General features: G+C 37.7%; 15 protein-coding genes. 5 read left to right on the forward strand and 10 right to left on the reverse strand.

Annotation, left to right across the window (positions count from 1 at the left end):
- Window positions 1-110: 110 nt before the first annotated feature.
- The 3 genes from M3226_RS21435 to M3226_RS21445 all read right to left on the reverse strand — a co-directional run bounded on the left by M3226_RS21435 (window position 111) and on the right by M3226_RS21445 (window position 2,881).
- Complete coding sequence (locus tag M3226_RS21435; protein WP_251570470.1) at window positions 111-593, reverse strand: PaaI family thioesterase; 483 nt, start codon at window positions 591-593, stop codon at window positions 111-113.
- Between the two features lie 96 nt (window positions 594-689).
- Window positions 690-1,691 carry a VanW family protein gene (locus M3226_RS21440; protein WP_251570471.1) on the reverse strand — a complete coding sequence of 334 codons (1,002 nt, stop codon included), beginning with the start codon at window positions 1,689-1,691 and terminating at the stop codon, window positions 690-692.
- 365 nt (window positions 1,692-2,056) lie between these two features.
- Entirely contained in the window at window positions 2,057-2,881 is an 825-nt protein-coding gene (locus M3226_RS21445; protein ID WP_251570472.1) for a formate/nitrite transporter family protein, read from the reverse strand.
- A gap of 284 nt (window positions 2,882-3,165) precedes the next feature.
- Between M3226_RS21445 and M3226_RS21450 the strand changes: the two genes are divergently transcribed.
- Window positions 3,166-3,603 (forward strand): hypothetical protein, encoded by a 438-nt coding sequence (locus tag M3226_RS21450; RefSeq protein WP_251570473.1) that lies wholly within the window; start codon window positions 3,166-3,168, stop codon window positions 3,601-3,603.
- A gap of 50 nt (window positions 3,604-3,653) precedes the next feature.
- Here the strand turns inward: M3226_RS21450 and M3226_RS21455 are convergent, their stop codons facing one another.
- From M3226_RS21455 to ftsZ, 3 genes are all read right to left on the reverse strand, one after another.
- A complete protein-coding gene (locus M3226_RS21455; protein WP_251570475.1) occupies window positions 3,654-4,646 on the reverse strand; it encodes a proline dehydrogenase family protein in 993 nt (330 codons plus the stop codon).
- Between the two features lie 202 nt (window positions 4,647-4,848).
- Window positions 4,849-6,390, reverse strand: coding sequence for a DHA2 family efflux MFS transporter permease subunit (locus tag M3226_RS21460; protein WP_251570477.1), 1,542 nt, complete (start codon window positions 6,388-6,390; stop codon window positions 4,849-4,851).
- 366 nt (window positions 6,391-6,756) lie between these two features.
- On the reverse strand, window positions 6,757-7,926 hold the full coding sequence (gene ftsZ / locus M3226_RS21465; RefSeq protein WP_251570479.1) for a cell division protein FtsZ: 1,170 nt from the start codon (window positions 7,924-7,926) through the stop codon (window positions 6,757-6,759).
- A gap of 575 nt (window positions 7,927-8,501) precedes the next feature.
- Between ftsZ and M3226_RS21470 the strand changes: the two genes are divergently transcribed.
- A complete protein-coding gene (locus tag M3226_RS21470; protein WP_251570481.1) occupies window positions 8,502-9,476 on the forward strand; it encodes a 2-hydroxyacid dehydrogenase in 975 nt (324 codons plus the stop codon).
- 48 nt (window positions 9,477-9,524) lie between these two features.
- Complete coding sequence (locus M3226_RS21475) at window positions 9,525-10,202, forward strand: YdeI/OmpD-associated family protein (RefSeq protein ID WP_251570483.1); 678 nt, start codon at window positions 9,525-9,527, stop codon at window positions 10,200-10,202.
- Window positions 10,203-10,310: 108 nt separating this feature from the next.
- Here the strand turns inward: M3226_RS21475 and M3226_RS21480 are convergent, their stop codons facing one another.
- Together M3226_RS21480 and M3226_RS21485 are read right to left on the reverse strand one after the other, a co-directional pair.
- A complete protein-coding gene (locus M3226_RS21480; protein ID WP_251570485.1) occupies window positions 10,311-10,814 on the reverse strand; it encodes a DinB family protein in 504 nt (167 codons plus the stop codon).
- Between the two features lie 95 nt (window positions 10,815-10,909).
- Window positions 10,910-11,671: an NAD-dependent protein deacylase gene (locus tag M3226_RS21485; protein ID WP_251570487.1), complete on the reverse strand. Its 762-nt coding sequence runs from the start codon at window positions 11,669-11,671 to the stop codon at window positions 10,910-10,912.
- Window positions 11,672-11,787: 116 nt separating this feature from the next.
- Here M3226_RS21485 and M3226_RS21490 point away from each other — a divergent pair, with 116 nt between their 5' ends.
- The gene (locus M3226_RS21490; RefSeq protein WP_251570489.1) at window positions 11,788-11,967 is read left to right on the forward strand and encodes a hypothetical protein; all 180 of its coding nucleotides are present in this window, start codon (window positions 11,788-11,790) and stop codon (window positions 11,965-11,967) included.
- Between the two features lie 65 nt (window positions 11,968-12,032).
- Here M3226_RS21490 and adhE read toward each other — a convergent pair whose 3' ends face one another.
- Both adhE and M3226_RS21500 read right to left on the reverse strand, forming a co-directional pair.
- A complete protein-coding gene (adhE, locus tag M3226_RS21495) occupies window positions 12,033-14,636 on the reverse strand; it encodes a bifunctional acetaldehyde-CoA/alcohol dehydrogenase (RefSeq protein ID WP_251570491.1) in 2,604 nt (867 codons plus the stop codon).
- Window positions 14,637-14,772: 136 nt separating this feature from the next.
- Window positions 14,773-15,000, reverse strand: coding sequence for a hypothetical protein (locus M3226_RS21500; protein WP_251570493.1), 228 nt, complete (start codon window positions 14,998-15,000; stop codon window positions 14,773-14,775).
- Between the two features lie 292 nt (window positions 15,001-15,292).
- Here M3226_RS21500 and M3226_RS21505 point away from each other — a divergent pair, with 292 nt between their 5' ends.
- Entirely contained in the window at window positions 15,293-16,426 is a 1,134-nt protein-coding gene (locus M3226_RS21505) for a CAP domain-containing protein (protein WP_251570495.1), read from the forward strand.
- Window positions 16,427-16,595: the final 169 nt, after the last annotated feature.

Here is a 16,595-nt window from a genome sequence, read left to right on the forward strand (position 1 = left end):
TACATATGACGATCCAGGGGTGCAATTGGTTTCATTTGGAAGTATTACATTTTTATTACAATGGCTCCATTCTTTTTAAAAAGGTGAATCCACTATCATTCTACTAAATCTTATTTCTTTAAAAAACTACCTGGCATGACGACCGCAATTACTTCTCCACGAGCGCAAAGACCATTATTTGCAAATACTTCTGCCACTACTTTAAATTTCTTTGGATGAATTTCCTCAACCGTTCCTATTGCTTTTAACTGGACATCATGTGGAGTCGGCTTTAAGAACTCTACATTTAAGGAAGCGGTTACAAAACGAGGCGGTTCCTTCCCTTCACCCGGTTCAAAACCATTTTTCCGGTGTAAGGCCAAGGAAGCAGATCCTGTACCATGACAATCAATTAACGAAGCAATAAGTCCTCCATAAACAAATCCAGGCAGCGCCGTATGTTCCGGTTTCGGTGTATAAACCGTTACGGTTTTATCTTCTTCCCAGCCAGTTCGGAAATGATGGCCTGCACCATTTAGGCGGCCACAGCCATAACACCAGGCAAAATCATCTGGATACTCATCTTGAATTGCTTTTATTACTTTTTCCTCCATTGTCCAACCTCCCTTTTTAGTAAATTATAACATGTTTGATAACTTATGTTAAAATTTATAAGGGTGCTGCTAAATCTCTAGCAGCATCCTATACTTTTATTTTTTTATAAGACTTTGATAGGCTGCTGATGTTCTAATTTCCACCGTTAATTTACCTTTAGCGTATATCGTTTTAATTAAAAACGGAACACCGGTTGTGTTTTTAAAACGGAAATCTGGACCACCAAAGGATACCGTTGCATCTCTTCCCTGTGGAACATAGCCAACAGATAAGGAATGATGATGCTTTTCGACATAACTAACCCCAACCTGGTCAACCGCATTAAACAGCGTCGACGATGTCTGACAGATTCCGCCGCCAATGCCCATCACCATTTTTTTATTAACAATTTCTTTTGCCGGCTGGTAACCATGGGCAGCATCACTTGGGCCGACCGTTGTATTAAACGAAAAAATGTCGCCTGTGCCAACAATAACATTATTAATCGCATTTGCAGACAGCTCGATATTTTTTGAACGGCCCACTACTCCGCTGTTAAAATAAGTCGTAAAGGAACCTACTACCACTTCATTTAAATGGGCAGTGTCTTCCTGCTTATAGCCGCTTGCTGTTATAGTTATTGGAAGTTCGACATCGCCGCCCATAGCTGATGCGGTCATCACTCGATTCACTAATTCCGCTTCATCTAAAATGATCAAGGGCTTTCCTTTAACAATTTGTCCATTTGCATCGATTTTATCAAGGACCATCCGTTGATCATATCCCGCTGTTTTATCTGTTCCTCTTGCTAGCTCTTTGGCCCACTGCTCTATTTCCTGTTTATATGAATCTGGATTACTTGCATACCCTAAATCTTCTGGTAAAAAAGTTTTAACAATGCTTTTGGTATTGGGATCCATGACATTGACAACAACTGGTTTCCTATCTTCTTCCTTTTGCGATTGCTCCTGTGGCTTCTGAACTGGCTCCTTTTGTGATTCTGTCACTTTTTCTTTTTCATGGTCTGGCTTTTTAGTGGCTGCCTTCTCATTACATCCTGCTAAACCTAGTAAACTCCCAATTAATAAAACTAAAATGGCCCATCTTCTCTTTACCATGTTTCCCAACTACTCCTCTTTTTCTAAAGTGATTCAGTCAACTTCGCAAACGGATTGCCTCCATTCACCCATTTTATTCTCCTGAAGACAGCATTATTACTGGTTAGAAGCTAGTAAAAGAGAAGATTATGAACAAAAGCGCAAGCGCCTTGAACAGCCCCGACAAGCATAAGACGCTCAGGGAAAGAAGGCGTTCTTTGCCTTCATTCCCTGAGTAGCTGTAGACCATCGAGGGGATAGGCGCTGGAGCTGGACGTCGATAGTCTATTTATTAAGAGTTATCCGCAAGCGAAAATTTTATAATTTCTTTAACTATAAAAAAGCAGCCCTGAACCATTGTTCAAAACTGCTTAAAGGATTATTTATCATCTTGTGCCAGTTTTCGCCATTGGCTTAACAACCTTTGCCTCTGTTAAAACCGGCAGGTATTTTTTATAGGTATGCCAATAAGCCATCGCAATAAATATCGTACCGCCAACGGCATTGCCTAAAAAGACTGGGATAAAATTATGAATATATTCTATCCATGTAAAATGTCCTGCAAAGATGGCCGCAGGAATGACAAACATATTAGCCACAACGTGTTGGAATCCGATGGCAACAAACGCCATCGTTGGAAACCAAATACCTAAGATTTTTCCAGACATGTCATTTGCACCATATGAAAGCCAAACAGCAGATGCAACCAGCCAGTTACAGCCAATCCCGGAAATAAATGCCTGGAGAAAGGTTGCTTCCAGTTTGTGATCTGCAATACTGATGGTTTTTTCTAAAAAAGGAGCTGCTTCCGTTAAGCCGACAAGATGTCCAAAGAAGTAGGCAACAAAAATGGATCCTAAAAAATTACTGATGGTTACAAGGAACCAGTTATATAGTACCTTTCCTGTACTGATCCTATTTGCCATCTTTGCTAAAGGCACCGCCATCATATTCCCAGTCAAAAGTTCACCGCCTGCCAGTAACGTCAGAATAAGACCGATCGGAAATACGCTCGCACCAATCAAACTTCCTAATCCTTCTAAATTGCCGGTTAACGTAGCGGTTACACGGATAAATAACAGATAACCAAGGGCTATAAATGCTCCTGCTTCAAATCCTAATATGATGGTTTGAAGTGGTGCATACTTGGTTTTTTTAACTCCGTTTTCGACCGTAATGGCCATGATTTGATCAGGTTTACTAAAACCCATATTCTTTACACCTTCAATTTCTATTATTTGTGAAATAATTAACATACTCTTATTTTATAGCATTTTCATCCAGAAACCTGTGAATATTTCTTTAATAAATACGAAGCGCTTTCATTCGACAATTTTTTCGTCATGCCGATTTTACTGTCACATTTTGCGGTTAATTATGTGTTATAATATATACATGTGTTAAATTTCACTAGTAAAACACTTATCACCATCGCTTAATCCTATTTGCTTTGGTTTCATGATATAGTAATTATTAATTGAATGGATGTGTTACCATGGAAAATACAATTGAGACGGTTTATCGATTAGAAAATCCGGAGAAAAACATTATTAAATTTGCGACTGGCACACAGCTTCGTTATGAGGATGTTATTAAAGATGTTTTTGGCGTTGCTTGTATTAATGATTTACACATGATGCTTCAATATAACAAAAACTTTCAGACAAGCATCTGTAATAGCTATGGAATCAGCGAAAAGAAAATCACACTAGATAAGGTCATCCGCATCGCATCCAAATCAGATATGCTCACCTTAAAACAACATTTAATCTACGAAAAGAGCCATAATGACCTACAGGACGAGGATGCTCATCCTGCAGAAAACATTAACCATGTCAACCGCCCTTTTGACACCATCATCAAACTCCAAGAAGGAATCTACCAATGGGACGACAGCAATTACTCCTACAACGCTGTTACAAGTGGTGCCTGACACCAAGAGCCAGGTTCTTTTGCAACCTGGCTCTTGGTGTATTAATACATTTATCTTCTTTTTTTGTTATTATCTTTGTTAGATTTGGTCAATCGGCCTAATAAGAACGCTCCTGCTGCGACACCAATAATAGTGTTAGTTTTCTTATTAAATACTTGTTTAGCCACAAGATTTAAATTTTGTGGTCTTTCGGCTAAACGTCTCATAAAATATCCAAACCAATCATTTCCAAAAGGAACATAAGTGCAGAAATTATATCCCTCACTGGCTAAACTTAATTGAAGTTCATTCCTAAATCCGTACAGCATCTGGAACTCAAACTTGTTTTGTGGAATATTGTTTTGGTTAACAAACTCTTTTACGTGATTAATAATCCGATGGTCATGCGTCGCAATCGAAGTGAATTTCCCATTCAAGAGATGCCATTCAATCAATTTAATAAAGTTTGAATCAATATCCTTCTTATCTTGATAAGCGATTTCTTCTGACTCTTTATAAGCACCTTTTACAATCCGGATTCTATAGTTTTGATATCTTTCCAGGTATTCCAACGCTTTATGAAAATATGCCTGAATCACTGTACCCACATTATCATATTCAAGTGACATTTCATCCAATAGTTTAAAGGTCAACTCCAAATGTTTGAAATCTTCCATATCAATATTGACAAACATATCATATCGGTTCGCCTGCTGGACAATCTCTCTAATATTATTTAAACAAAAGGAATAATCGATATCTAATCCCACTTGTGTTGGCTTTAATGAAATATGTGCATCCACTTGATGTTCATGAATGGCTTCAATAACCTTAAGAATTTGTTCTTTTGCAGCTGTCGCCTCTTCTTCTTTAAAGACAAATTCCCCCAAATTGTCAACGGTACATGAAATACCTTGAGCATTAAGTTCCTTAATGCTTTTGATTACTTCCGGTATATTAGTCCCGGCGACAACACTTTGTGCCCCCATTTTTAGTCCATACTTTTTAGCGGCGTGATTTAAAAATTCATTTTGTGATAAACCGATGAAAAGATCCTTCAACATTCCGATTTCCCCTTGCTGATGTTTTATTTTCATTATAGCATACGCTTTCATTAAAAGTTATTTTGTGAATTTTTCGAAATAAAACGCTAACATTTTTCAATTTACCTTTCATTTTCGAAAACTTCCTAAATAAAAAAACTCATTTCTCCTAAAAGAAATGAGCACAAACAACGTATTTATAGCACAAATGGTGTCAGGCACCTTAGTTTTCTGCAAGTTTGGGTGATATCTTCTTATCGTTAGGTTTTGCTTGACTATTTTCTTCAAAGTCTTCACCTTGTCTAGAGCGTTTGATAAAGAAGGATAACACAAGTGCGATGGCTGCAATAAACGTTGCGATTAAGAAAGAAAAGTTAATACCATTTAACATCGATTGCATCATGATTTGCTGTTTCATTTCTGCTAAAGCGGCCTTTGATGGCGGCGCAGTTAAATGCTGCATGGCTGCCTTACCTAGTTCTTTAGCCTCTGATTCAGCACGGTTTGACATAATCGTAACCATTAATGCTGTTCCGATGGCACCAGCAACCTGGTTTAATGTATTGTTCATGGCCGTTCCATGCGGATAAAGACGTTTTGGAAGCTGATTTAGACCATTTGTCGATACCGGCATCATAACCATCGACATTCCTACCATCCGTACAGAATAGATAATAATCAAATGTGTATAGGTTGTATGGAGGGTTAACTTGCTGAAAGCATAGGTCGTCACAACAATAATCGTTAGACCAGTGACAGCTAAAATTCTCCCGCCTATTTTATCAAATAGTTTCCCTGTAAGAGGTGACATGAACGCCATCAAGATAGCCCCAGGCATAAGCAATAATCCTGCATCCATTGGAGAAATTCCCCGCAGGTTTTGTGTATAAATAGGCAGAAGAATCATCCCGGAAAACAAAGCCATGTTTACAACCATAGAAATGACTGATGATAAAGCAAACATTGGATACCTATAGATACGGAAATTTAACAGTGGTGCTTCTTGCTTTGTTTGGCGCCAAATAAATGTGAACAAGGAGATAATCCCAACCATAATCGTCCCATAAACTTCAGGGCTGTCCCATCCTTTACTTCCTGCAGAACTAAAGCCGTAAAGAATTCCCCCAAACCCTATACTTGAAAGAATCACGGATAAGAAATCTAAACGAAGATTAACCTTTTCCTTTTTATCTTTAAGCAAGAATAATCCAATCAAGAAAACAATAATCGCAATTGGTGTAATAAAGTGGAAAAGCATTCTCCAGTCATAATTCTCGACAATCCAGCCTGATAAAGTAGGACCGATCGCTGGAGCAAACATTAGAATTAGACCAAAAACTCCCATTGCCGCTCCTCTTTTTTCAATTGGAAAGCTAACGAGCATTACGTTCATTAACAACGGCATTAAAATTGCAGAACCAGAAGCCTGAAGCATCCGTCCGCCTAACAACACCGGAAAAACATGGGCAAATCCAGCGAGGACAGTTCCGGCGGTAAATAACCCTAAAGCTGCTAAGAAAATACGACGAACGGAGAATTTTTGAATTAAATAGGCACTAATCGGGATTAAAACTCCGTTTACAAGCATAAAGCCTGTTGTAAGCCACTGAACCGTCGCTGCCTGAATGTTTAAATCTTTCATTATTGAAGGCAGTGCAATGTTTAGTAACGTATTATTTAAAAATGAGATAAAAGCACCCACCATTAATACGGCAATAATACCGTAAGGTGGACGATTTGTATGTTTTTGTTTGGTTTGTTCCATTTAGTTTCCCCCTTGACACTTTGTTTGTCATTTTGTACGTTAATTCGCATAAAGTATATCTTATACTTTTAGTTCAATTAAAGCAATTGAAAAATACTTATTTTTCAAGAGTTTGTATCGTTCAAATCTTCCGTAACAATAATTTTATACATTGAGTACAACATCTCGACATCAATTATTTATCCATTACCCTTAATCAAAAACCTATTTTATAAATATTTTACATCTAAAACAGGCTAATTAATCGTTATTTTAAAATGATTAAAATAATCCATATCAGAACGCTATGTCGTAAGCATTAAATGATCACTCACAAAATAAAACACTCCCAATTCAAATAATATGAATGAGAGTGTTTACTATAAACTATCGTCTTCTATTCCGATTACGTAAAAATGTTGGTATGTCGAGTGAGTCCTCTTGTACCTGAGATGAACCATCGTAACTATGTTTTGGCTCATCGTGGTAATTTCTTTGTCCGCTGTGCTCCTGCTGAACTGCTGGCTCAAACCGTTCTAGTCGATTTTGCTGTGATACAGTTTCCTTTACAGGAGATGCTGCTGGTCTTTGGGACGGACTATATTCATCTGTAAAACCTGTTGCAATGACTGTAATCATAATTTCATCTTTTAAATTATCATTAATAATAGAACCAAAGATCATATTTAATTCATGGTCAGATGCTGATGCAACTAAGTCAGCGGCCTCTTGGACTTCAAAAAGACTTAAGTTACTTCCGCCTGTGATATTCATTAACACGCCTTGAGCCCCATCAATCGACGTTTCGAGTAATGGACTTGAAATCGCTTTTTTTGCTGCTTCAACGGCACGGTCTGGGCCTTTGGCTACCCCAATTCCCATTAAAGCAGTCCCTTGGTTCGTCATAATCGTTTTGACATCGGCAAAATCCAGATTAATTAGTCCTGGTACAGCAATTAAGTCAGAGATCCCTTGAACACCCTGACGAAGAACATTGTCTGCTTCACGAAATGCTTCGAGCATTGGCGTTTTTTTGTCGACAATTTGCAATAAGCGGTCATTGGGAATAATTATTAATGTATCAACAGCTTCTCTCATTAAATCAATTCCAGTGGCAGCATTTACAGCACGCCTTTTTCCTTCAAATCCGAACGGCCGTGTGACTACCCCAATCGTTAAAGCACCAAGTTCACGGGAAATTTCCGCAATAGCAGGTGCAGCCCCAGTTCCGGTGCCGCCACCCATACCAGCGGTGACAAATACCATATCGGCTCCCTCTAAAACCTCTTGCAGCTGCTTTCTACTCTCTTCTACTGCTCTCCTACCGACTTCAGGGTTCGCCCCTGCGCCCAGTCCTCTTGTTAATGTGGCACCAATTTGCATTTTAATCTCCGCCTTTGAAAGATTAAGAGCTTGTGCGTCCGTATTAACAGCAATAAATTCAACACCTTGGATTCCATCCTCAATCATACGGTTAACAGCGTTATTTCCTCCTCCGCCAACACCAATAACTTTTATTCTAGCAATTTGATCTATATTCATGTCAAGATCCCACATTCACTTTTCCTCCTAAACCACTATTACTTTATAATACAGAAAATTAACTTTAATGCAAAAAGTACTTTTTTCCCAATTATTCTACTTAATATTTTAGCAAAATAATAGGCTGGTTTGTATAGTACGACGTATTCATTTCAACAAAAAATTTTAAAGAAAGCTCAAAAATAAGGACATTTTCTAGCTATTTTGAACTTTTTTATACTGCGGTCTTTTTGGGTATATTGGACTATTAGCAGGTGAAAGGCTAATTGTGTCGAATTATGAGATGTTTAAAATATAAATGCAAGTGGGAGAAGAACGATCGCTATCGATCCAATAGCAATTATAAACCTTGTTGCTATCACTATGCTATTTTCGAGCTTCTCTATAGATATGACTGAGTTTTACTATCATTTTATCGAATGATTCTTCCATTCTTTCCGAATTAAACGGGGCCTACTACTTAAACAAATCATTTTATATTAAGATCTATTTATTTAAGTATTTGTTTTAAGAGTTATTGACTGTATTATCACTTTATGTCACTTTAAAAAGTATAAACATGACTTCCTATATACGAGGAGATTAAGACCATGAAACGAAAAATCATTGCTTATAACTTTGAATTAACCGAAGCTCTTGAAAAACTTAACGAACAGTTTGAGGTACAAGTATTTGATTGCATTAATCCTAAAACAGATCCTGTTTTTAAACAGGCACTAAAAAATGCGGAAGGGATTGTCGGACTCGCTCTTCCGGTCGATAAAGAACTACTTGACCAGGCGCCAAATTTAAAAATTGTATCGAATAATTCCACCGGCTATAATAACCTTTCCATTGAAGAGATGACAAAACGCGGCGTGATGGGAACAAATACGCCCGGCGTCCTCGAGGATACTACAGCGGATGCTATTTTCGGAATCCTCTTAGCCTCTGCCCGCAGGATTGCTGAATTGGATCACTTTGTGAAATCTGGAAATTGGAAAGGCCATTTAACTACTGCAGAATATGCGATAGATGTTCATCATAAAACTCTTGGGATCATTGGGATGGGGAAAATTGGATCTGCTATTGCAAAACGTGCTAACTTAGGATTTGATATGAAGATCTTGTACCATAATCGCAATCGAAATTTACAGGCAGAAGAAAAATATAACGCCAGTTATTGCGACCTTGACACCCTGCTAAAAGAATCAGACTTTGTCTGCCTCATGACACCGCTCACACCTGAGACGGAAAATTTAATGGGCGAACGAGAATTTAAACTAATGAAAAAATCTGCTATTTTTGTCAACGGATCACGTGGTAGAACGGTAAATGAAACAGCATTAATCCAAGCCCTAAGAAATAAGGAAATTCATGGAGCGGCTTTAGATGTTTACCAAATTGAGCCAATTAAATTGGATAATCCCTTGCTTCAGTTACCAAATGTTGTCACGACACCACATATCGGCTCATCTACCTATGAAACCGAACTTAAAATGGCTGAGCTGGCCGTTGAAAATTTACTTGCAGGCCTAACAGGAAAACGTCCTAAAAACTTGATTAATCCTGAAGTGCTGAATTAAGATGAATGAGAATATTACTTTAATCATAATCCTGAAGGAGTACAAACCATGGCCGCCCCGAAGAGTATAATTGAAAAATTAAACTTGCAGAAATACAAAAACAAACTTATCCTCCATAAACCAGAGCAAGTCAATGAATTTCAAGAACTAGAATATGATTCGTCGATACAAAAAGACAAATATGATCTTATCATGAGTTTCATTTTTAGCTTAGAGGAATTCATAAATGAACTACAAAATGTAATTAAGAACCAACTGTTAGAGGACAACGGCTATTTATACTTCGCTTATCCTAAAAAGAATAATAAAGTATATAAAGAATACATAGACCGAGACAGTTTTATTAGCGCCCTGCCTTCCGCTGAGGATGGTTATGTACTTAACAGCAATATCAAGTTTGCAAGAATGGTGAGCTTAAATGAAGTCTTTACGGTGGTTGGTTTAAAATCCACTCCAAAGAAATCGCAAAAGTCTTCTACTAATAAAAGCAGCCAATGTGTGGATGACTACATTAACAATATTGAAGATATAAAGCAATACTTGCAAAAAGATGAAGAACTTTTAAATAAATACAATGATTTAACTCCGGGCTATCAAAAAGATTGGGCTCGTTACATCTATAGTGCCAAAAGAAAAGAGACACAAGAAAAACGGCAGATGGAAATGGAGACAGTTTTAAGCGAAGGCTATAAAACAATTGAATTATATAAACAGGCTAAAAGATAATTCGTTCAAAAAAAAAGATGCCCGGTTGTAATAATCAACCAGACATCTTTTTATGTCTATTTTAAGTTTACATAATATTATTATATAGTAATTTTAATGAACTTCTGGTTATAAGGCTGGAGCTTCCATGCCAACCTGGCTCCATTCTTCTCTTGCCGGACCATATATTCCCGGAACCTTTAACCCTGCTTGACGCATTAAGACAGTCATTTGGCCGCGATGATGAATAATATGCTTAATTAATAGTGAAAGAGTGACCGCTTTAGGCATATTCATCCCAAACACATTTTGAATTTCCGTTAATGACTCATCTGTCCACTGCTTCTCTACCTGTTCCACAACATCCGCACTGACCTTTCTAAAAGTCTCAGCAATCTCTTGTGCAGAGACAGGTGTTGTGTCTGCGTTTTCCACATTGTTCATCTTAATGCCAAACTCATTGATCATGCCAGGCGTACTTGTCACGATATGCCAGGCAATCCTCCCTAATGTCCTGTCTTCAGAGGAAACTTCTTGTTGGAGTGACGCGTCCGTTAAGGCATCCAAAACTTTTTGGGTAGACGCCGCTTCTTGGTTCCATTCCTGGCTAAATTCATTAATAGAAGTAAACATTATATACTTCCCTCCGATTTCTTTAATCTTGTCCATACCTCGCCAAATTTTGGCAACTAAAGTATATCATGCACATCAATAAAGACAAAGTGAAATTAAAACACGATCCTCGTGAGGGTCGATCCAATTGATTCTTGAATAACAAAGGTATTTGGTGCAAAATCGTAAGGTGTATCTCCCTTATTAATGATAATGATCGGCACACCGGCACTTTTATATTGCGGGAAGGTGGAGAAAGGTGTTACTTTTAAACTGGTTCCTAATACCAGTAAACAGTCTGCTCCGCGAATCAAGTTAAGAATATGGTTAAAACCTTCCATCGTAAACCATTCACCGGTATCCCCAAACAAAACAACATCCGGTTTAATAAAGCGGTCCTCTTTCCGCTTTGTCTCACAATGATTACACAAGTAAAAGTCTTCCAGGGTTTCGATACGATTAATCATTTCACTAGTAGAATATCTCTTTCCACAGTTTTGACACGTGGCTGTTTTTATTGTTCCATGGAACTCTATCACATTTTTGCTGCCTGCTTTTTGATGAAGCCCATCGATATTTTGTGTAATAATAGAGCCAACCCTGCCTTCTGCCTCCCACTTAGCGAGAATTTGATGTCCTTTATTCGGTACAGCGTCAGGGTGGTATAAATTTTCAATTGCAAACTGATAAAATTCCTTTGGGTGTTTATAAAAATAATCGAGAGAAAGTATGTATTCTGGTGCATGTTCATAAATCCCTGTTTGCGAACGAAAGTCTTTGATTCCAGACTCTGTACTTATACCCGCACCAGTCAACACAACAATGTTCTTGGCATGTTTTAAAATTTTGGTACATGTTTCTAGTGTATTATTTTCCATGTAAAATTCCTCCTTCCAAGGCTCCCATACAGTTGCTAGAAATTTATATTAAACGATGTAAATATTATATGTCCTTTTAGAATTTTTCAACTAATATCTGGGATATTAATCTTATAATGAACGATTTTAGAAATAAACTAAAGGATGTTGAAAAAATGATTGAAATTCCAAGAAACCTATATTGTGAGCAATGCCAAAAGGAAACCGAACATATGGTACGTGAAGATACCCTAGAAATAGAGTATACCTGTACGGTATGTAATAAACATGAAGAAATTGTCAAATCGTTTTTCTAATGAGCTTAATGGAGACAACAAAAAAACTGAAACCTAGTGGCTTGAGTTTTTTTGTTGTTATTTCATTAGATTCCTTTATATGCTAAGCGATAGATTTCTGCTAATTCAGTTACTAACGGAAGCTTAGGATTTGCTGTTGTACATTGATCTTCAAATGCTCGATCTGCAAGTAAGTCTACTTTACTTTCAAATTCTGCTTGATCAATACCATTTGCGGCAAGACTCATCGGAACTTCCAATTCTAGGGCTAAGCGGATAATCGCCTGAACTAAGCTTTCTACACCTTCTTCAGTAGTAGCAGCAGGTAATCCTAAAGTTCTTACAATCTCTGCGTAGCGCTTGTCAGCTTTGAAGTGATTGTATTTAGGGAATGCAGTAAACTTCTTCGGTTTTGTTGCATTATAACGAATGACATGCGGTAATAGGACAGCATTAGCACGTCCATGTGCTATATGGAACTCAGCTCCCAGTTTATGCGCAAGGCTGTGGTTAATTCCTAAGAATGCATTTGCAAAGGCCATACCTGCAATGGTTGACGCGTTATGAACTTTCTCACGTGCTTCTTCATCATTTCCATTTCGATAAGCTCTAGGCAAAAATTCAAATACCAGCTGAATCGCTTTCATGGCTAAGCCATCTGTAAAATCATTCGCCATACAAGATACATAAGCCTCAATTGCATGAGTTAACACGTCTAAACCAGTGTCAGCCGTAATATGTTTTGGAACAGTCATAACGAACTGCGGATCAATAATGGCAACATCAGGTGTTAACTCATAGTCAGCTAACGGATATTTAATATTGGCTTGTTTATCTGTAATAACAGAGAAAGATGTTACTTCAGAGCCAGTTCCTGATGTAGTTGGAATCGCAACAAATTGTGCTCTTTGACCTAAATGAGGATATTTTACAATCCGTTTGCGAATATCAAGGAATTTTTGTTTTAAGCCAAAGAATTCGGCGTCTGGGTATTCATAGAACAGCCACATTCCTTTTGCAGCATCCATCGCAGACCCGCCGCCTAGGGCAATAATCACATCTGGCTCAAACTTAGCCATCATTTCCGCGCCTTTCATAACGGTTTCGATAGATGGATCTGGTTCTACATCAGAGAAAATTTCACAATGCACATAATCCGGACGTTTACGAAGGTAGTATAGCACTTTGTCTACATATCCTAATTTCACCATGCCTGGGTCAGTAACAATGAAGGCTTTAGAGATTTTCGGCATTTTTGCTAAATATTGAGTTGAGTTTTTCTCAAAGTAAATTTTAGACGGAACCTTGAACCACTGCATATTCACATTCCTTTTAGCTACTTTTTTGATATTAATTAAATGTACAGCCCCTACGTTCGTAGAAACAGAGTTACCACCATATGTGCCGCAGCCAAGTGTTAAAGATGGCATATAGGCATTGTAAATATCCCCTATCGCACCTTGTGATGATGGAGCATTAACAATAATTCTTCCTGCCTTCATCCGTATGCCATACTTGTTAATAACGGTTTGGTCGTTTGTATGGATGACTGCAGAGTGTCCTAACCCGCCAAATTCAAGCATTTCTTCCGCTCTCTTAATACCTTCATCAGTAGAGTTCACCTTATAGCAGGCTAAGACTGGGCTTAATTTTTCCCTAGATAGCGGATACTTAGGACCGACGCCCTTCAATTCTGCTACAAGGATTTTTGTGCCTTCTGGAACAGTCACTCCCGCCTTCGCAGCAATTTTATAGGCGGCCATACCGACAATTTCAGGATTAACCGCACAAGAATGTTCATTAATGACTAACTTTTCTACTTTTTCTTTTTCCTCTTCATTTAAGAAATAACAATTGTTTGCGATCATCTCATTTTTAACATCGTTGTAAATTTCTTTATCGATAATAACGGCTTGTTCAGAAGCACAAATCATACCATTATCGAATGTTTTTGAAAGAATTAAATCATTCACCGCTTGTTTAAGATTTGCTGTTTTTTCAATGTAGCACGGAACGTTTCCTGGTCCAACTCCTAGAGCTGGTTTTCCTGAGCTATAAGCGGATTTCACCATGCCCGCTCCGCCAGTGGCAAGGATCATCGAAATTTTACCATGATTCATTAATGCTTGTGTCGCCTCTAAAGAAGGTGTTTCTATCCATTGAATGCAATTCTCTGGAGCTCCTGCTTTAATAGCTGCATCCCTTAATACTCTGGCTGCTTCACTGCTGCATTTTTGTGCAGATGGATGAAAGGCAAAGATAATCGGATTACGTGTTTTAATGGAAATTAGTGCTTTAAACATTGTTGTCGATGTTGGATTAGTGACTGGTGTTACCCCTGCAACGACGCCCACAGGCTCAGCAATTTCAATCATGCCTTCATGTTCGTTTTCGTTAATGATGCCGACTGTTTTGTTATATTTAATGTTGTGGTATACATATTCGGTTGCAAACATGTTTTTAATAATTTTATCCTCGTAAACGCCTCTTCCTGTTTCTTCGACAGCAAGTTTTGCTAACGGCATATGCTGATCAAGACCTGCTAGTGCCATTTGCTTAACAATTTCATCAATTATTTCTTGCTCAAAGCCTCTAAATACCTCTAATGCTTTTAAACCTTTTTCAACTAAGCCATTAATCATGTCTGTTACATTCTGTTTTTCTTTTACTGACTTTTCTACTACTGCCATGATATTCCCTCCAATTATTATATATGTGAAGTAATTCACATAGATTTGTAAAAAAATTAGATTTCCGAATTTAGCATAAATTGAAATGCTATATTGTGAGTAATTTCACAAGATTATTTAAAAATCAATGAAATGACTATTCACACACTGGATTGCGCGGGATTTTTTCAAATAAAATTTCTGTTAATACTTTGGAGTATTTTTTAACAATGACTACATAATTTACTGTCCAAATACAACTTGGAATCTCCTCATTTTCTTTCATCAGCATGACTTCAAATGGGTCACCAACTATTTCTTCGAAGAGGTCTTGGGTATAAGTTTCAGCATCTGTTGAGAAGGTTTGCCATTCACAAATCATCATGTCTTATCGCTCCTTGTTTCTTTATGGTTACATCATAACACGGAAAAACGATAATAGTTTGTGAAATATTGAACAATCTTTGAACATTAGTTACATTTACTATTTTTAGTTCTATAGTACTAACTAATCCATTTTTCGATACCAAACAATACCTTAGAGTTTTAATACCTGTAAACGTTTTCAATCTAAATATTATATTAATATATCAATGTAAAAATTGACTACTATAAGCATATTACTTATATTATTAAAGATTTTTGGTTAAAATTCTAATAGAAATGGAGGAAAATCTATGTTTCGTTTTCTAACGATTATAATTGCTATTTTTTTAATACATTCTTCATGGCCTTTTATAGAAAAACAATTTGACAATACCAGTCTTTCCAATAGTATTTCCGAAGTGAAGACTTTAAAAGACAACCCTGAAGTCAAAACAACCATTCAAACCATATACACTGAAATCCAAACTGCCTTGAAACAGCTTGGCGTTCTATTAGATGATAGTACTAAACAGAAACAACAATCAACTGGATCAAATAATGAGTCAAAGGTAGAATTAAATACACCTGCACAACAGGACTTCTCTATTTTTAACATTGAATTGGGCGATAGTAAAGATGACGTTATCGAAAATCTAGGGACGCCTAACCGTTCTACCTTTAATGAATATGGGACCACTTGGAATACCTATCATGATAATTACCAGAATTTCTTCATGGTCATGTACGATAATGAAGATAAAGTGGCTGGCTTATATTCCAACCAAGACTTAATTGCCTCCAAAAAGGGAATCAAATTAGGGACAGCAAAAGAAACAGTTCGTAACCTGCTTGGAAATCCCCTAACCAGTATTCAAAAAGGGCTTGTCCTTTACAAATTACCTGAACAGGAGGACTATGATATTTTCTTGAGAGATAATACCTATGTCACCGTTTTTTATGATAAACATGAAGGCAATACTGTTACAGCAGTTCAATTGATTAGCAAAGACCTAGAAAATAAGAAAGTAGACTTTTATACAAAACCAAGCTCGCAGTTAAAAGAAGGCTTTGAGTATCAGTTATTTGACTTAACCAATGCTGCCCGGGTTGAACACCAGCTTCCGATCCTTACGTGGGATGAGCATGTACAAGGAACCGCCCGAAAGCATAGTTCTGATATGGCCGTTAATAATTATTTTGACCACACCAATCTAAAGGGGCAATCACCGTTTGACCGGATGGCAGCGGATGATATCGTGTATCAGCTGGCGGGTGAAAACCTGGCTTATGGCCAGTTCAGTAGTATTTTTGCCCATGAGGGATTGATGAATTCACTAGGGCACCGGGAAAATATCCTGCGTAAGGGGTACACGTATCTCGGTGTAGGCGTTGCCTTTAATAATGAGTCACAGCCATACTATACGGAAAATTTTTATGCAAAATAAGTGATAAGAACAAAAGCGCAAGCGCCTTAAACAGCCCCGGGCAAGCATAAGACGCTCAGGGAAAGAAGGCGTTCTTTGCCTTCATTCCCTGAGCGTCTGTAAAGCATCGAGGGGCTAGGCGCTAGAGCTGGACGTCGACAGTCCTTTTTTAACAGTTATTCACAAGCGA

Source organism: Neobacillus cucumis, assembly GCF_023715505.1.